This is a genomic window from Microbacterium sp. Bi128 (assembly GCF_918698205.1).
This window is the reverse complement of record NZ_CAKKMM010000508.1, coordinates 1-3,359: the sequence shown is the minus strand read 5'-3', so window position 1 is coordinate 3,359 and position 3,359 is coordinate 1. Positions and strand designations below refer to the sequence as shown.

5 protein-coding genes and 1 pseudogene are annotated in these 3,359 nt (G+C 66.5%); all 6 read right to left on the bottom strand.

All coding sequences use genetic code 11. From position 1 onward, the window contains the following. The coding region (locus LQV45_RS21985; RefSeq protein WP_230008816.1) for a DivIVA domain-containing protein at nt 1–236 on the bottom strand (236 nt) is incomplete at its 3' end. 164 nt (nt 237–400) lie between these two features. Beyond that, on the bottom strand, nt 401–709 hold the full coding sequence (locus LQV45_RS21980) for a YggT family protein (protein ID WP_230008815.1): 309 nt from the start codon (nt 707–709) through the stop codon (nt 401–403). Nucleotides 710–846: 137 nt separating this feature from the next. Next, nucleotides 847–1,377, bottom strand: a complete 531-nt coding sequence (locus LQV45_RS21975) for a cell division protein SepF (RefSeq protein ID WP_230008814.1) — start codon at nt 1,375–1,377, stop codon at nt 847–849. A gap of 87 nt (nt 1,378–1,464) precedes the next feature. After that, nucleotides 1,465–2,283 (bottom strand): YggS family pyridoxal phosphate-dependent enzyme, encoded by an 819-nt coding sequence (locus LQV45_RS21970; protein ID WP_230008813.1) that lies wholly within the window; start codon nt 2,281–2,283, stop codon nt 1,465–1,467. Next, a complete protein-coding gene (locus LQV45_RS21965) occupies nt 2,276–3,052 on the bottom strand; it encodes a polyphenol oxidase family protein (protein WP_230008812.1) in 777 nt (258 codons plus the stop codon). The genes LQV45_RS21970 and LQV45_RS21965 overlap by 8 nt, the downstream gene beginning before the upstream one ends. A 114-nt stretch (nt 3,053–3,166) precedes the next feature. Further along, a pseudogene (locus LQV45_RS21960) lies at nt 3,167–3,359 on the bottom strand (cell division protein FtsZ); the annotation flags it as partial.

The following is a 3,359-nucleotide window of genomic DNA, read 5'->3' as shown; positions in this document are numbered from 1 at the left end:
GCCTTGACGGGTGCCGGGACCTTTTCCACCACGGGTGCGGCGGCTGCGGAGCTGGCAGGCGTGCCGGCGCCGGATTCGGCGAGCTTCTTGCGCAGCTCGTCGTTCTCCTGGTTCAGGCGCCGAAGTTCGACGACGATCTCGTCCAGGAAGTCGTCAACCTCGTCCTGGTCGTAGCCTTCGCGGAACTTGGTCGGCTGAAAGCGCTTGTTGACAACGTCTTCTGGCGTCAAAGCCATCTGGTCACCTCGTTGGTCTAGTTAGTCAGTAGGCCTTCCGGCCGTCAAACTACGGTACCTAAATATGGTCTGGTTCCTCTAATTCAACACCGCAGTGTCAAACCGGAGTTTACTTTCGGTTTGGGCCTGGGCCGGGCAGGTCGCTGCCCGGCTGCGGCTGCGGCCTATGCCGCGATCGGCTGGGCGTACACCAGGCCCTTGACGATCCACATCGCCACGCTCACGGCCACGAACAGCAGCAGGAAGCCTATGTCCAGCGACATTCCGCCCAACCGCAGCGGCGGGATGAGCCGGCGGAGCAGTTTGAGGGGCTTGTCCGTGACCGAATACACAGCATGAGCGGTCACGAGTGCCAAACCGCGCGGCCGCCAGCTTCGGGCAAACATCTGCACCCAGTCGTAGACCAGACGGATGATCAATGCCACGAAAAAAAGCAACAGAACGATATAGACGAGCCCCAAAACAATTCCCATGAGCTAACTCATATCTCCATGTTCATTCCGGATACCGAAGTGTCCTAAGGAAAGTGTCACTTCTATTTCAACACGGATAATTCCGCACGGATGCCAGGCAGGTGTCCCCGCCTGGCATCAGTACCGAATATTCGGGCCTAGCTCTGGTTGAAGAAACTTGCCTGCGTCTCGCTGACCTTCTTGTCGTCGCCAATGACTTCGACGTACGACGGCGAGAGCAGGAAGACCTTGTTCGTCACCCGTTCGATGCTGCCGCGCAGGCCGAAAACAAGACCGGCGGAGAAGTCCACGAGGCGCTTGGCGTCAGCCTCGCCCATGTCGGTGACGTTCATGATGACGGGGATCCCGTCGCGGAAGCTTTCGCCGATGAGCTTGGCGTCGTTGTACGACCGCGGATGGATGGTCGTGATTTGCCGGAGTCCGGTGGTCTCTTCGCGGCTCGATGCCGCACGCTTGATGGGTGTCACAGGTGCGCGATATTCCTCTTCAGCGGCGTGGGGCTCCTCCCGGGGGACCTCGCGGACGGGCGCCGGAGCACGTCGTTCCTCGCGGTCCTGCTCCATGGATTCGTCCTCATCCTTGTGCGGTGTGGGGTGCTCAGACTCGTAGTGTTCGTCGCCGTCGGCGAGCCCAAGATAGATCATTGTCTTGCGCAGAGCGCCAGCCATGGTCGACTCCTAATCTTGTCCGTAAGCGGGCCGCTTAGTGACTAGACAGCCTTGGAATCCCCGCCATTACCTTCCAATATGTCGAACTTACCGCAGGGCCGGACGCGGACCGAGAATATCGGAGCCAATGCGCAGGTGTGTCGCCCCGAAGCGGACGGCCTCTTCGAGGTCCTGGCTCATGCCGGCGGATATTCCCGTGGCGTAGGGAAATTGTTCGGCCCGGCGCCCGGAAGATCCCGCCAGCTTTTCGAAGGCAGCCGCCGGGTCCGCCCCGAGCGGGGCAACGGCCATGACGCCGGCGAGCCTCAGTCCGCCGGCACCGGCGACCTGTTCGGCCAGCGCGGTGACTTCGCCGGGCGCCGCGCCGCCGCGGTGGGCCGCTGCTGCGTCGCCGGCCTGCTCGGCCAGGCTGACCTGGATGAAACAGTCCAGGGGCGGGCGGCCGGTGCGGTCGGCTTCGACGGCCATCGCATTGGCCAGGGCCGAGGCGACGGCTTCCCGGTCCACGGAGTGCACGGACGCGGCGTACTTCACCACGGATTTGGCCTTCTTGCTTTGGAGTTGACCGATGAAGTGCCAGCTCAGGCCAAGGTCCTGAAGCTGCGCCGCCTTTTCCGCGGCCTCCTGGTCCCGGTTCTCCCCGACGTCGGTGACCCCCAGCGACGCCAGCCGCCGGACGTCCAGCGCAGGATGGAACTTGGTGACGACGATCAGGCGCGGCGGCGCCGCCTGCCGGCCCGCGGCGGCCACGGCGGCGTCGATCCGGCGGCGGACGGCCGCGAGGTTCGCCTCCAGCTGGGCCAGACGGGGGCCTTCCAGCGCGTCCGTTCGGTTCTCATGGTTCTCCCCCGGCGCCGCGACGGGCTCGACGGCGTGTGCGTCCGGGCGCTGCGCCGGTTCAGTCATGGCCATACTCCCTTTTCCCGTCAGTCCCGTCAGTGCCGTCAGTCCCGTGGGTGCCGTCCGTCCACGCCAGCCCGGCGAAGCGGCCGGTGTGGCTGTTGCGGCGGTAGGAGAAGAGGGTGTCGTCCTCGAGGGTGCATCCCCCGGAGTATTCGATCGCGACGCCCGCAGCTTCCAGCTGGCTCCGCACTCCGGCCGGCAGGTCCAGACCAGGGGTGCCGGTCGAGGTGGTGCACCAGGTGGCAGGCACGGCCGCGGAAACGTCCGCGCGCAGGCTGCCGGGGACTTCATAGCAGCGCCCGCAGACCGAGGGGCCCACCCAGGCGCTGATGCGGTCCGCACCGAGCTCCCGGAGGCGGGCCACAGCGGCTGGCACCACCTCGGCGGCGACGCCTGGCCGTCCGGCGTGGACGACGCCCAGCACCGGCGCCCCGGCCGGATCCTCGCCGACCAGCACCACCGGCACGCAGTCGGCCACCAGGACGGCCAGCGGCTCAGTCAGGGAGACCATGGCATCGGCCGTGGGCGCGGCCGGACCTTCACCCGCGGAGTCCGCGGCCGGGGACCCAACGATGGTGGCGACGTCACTGCCGTGGACCTGGTTCATGTACCGGAAGGAGCGCCCGCCGAGCCCGGCGGCCGCTTCGAGCTCCGCGCGCCGGCGGCGCACCGCCACGGGGTCATCACCGACATGCAGTGCCAGGTTCCCGGCTCCGGCGTCGGTGAAAGCCACCCATACGCCCGGCCGGACTTCAGCCCGCCAGCAAAACAATCACAACACCGCCATCAACATGTCCGGAATACCTGCGTTCATACAATCCACCGTAACCCGCCGCAAAGCAGCATGGCACCGCCGGACGGCGGTGCCATGCAGGAGCGGAACTATTTACTTCAGGAAGTCCGGGACATCCAGGTCATCGGAGTGCCGGCCGGACAGGTCCGGCTCCACGACGGCCGGAAGGTCGACGTCGAAGCCCGAATCGGCCGGTACGGCAGAGGGACGCTGCTGGCCCCAGCCGCCGTAGCCGGAGGCGCCGACGGTGGCGTGCAGCGGCTGGACCGGGGCGGAGGCGGGTGCC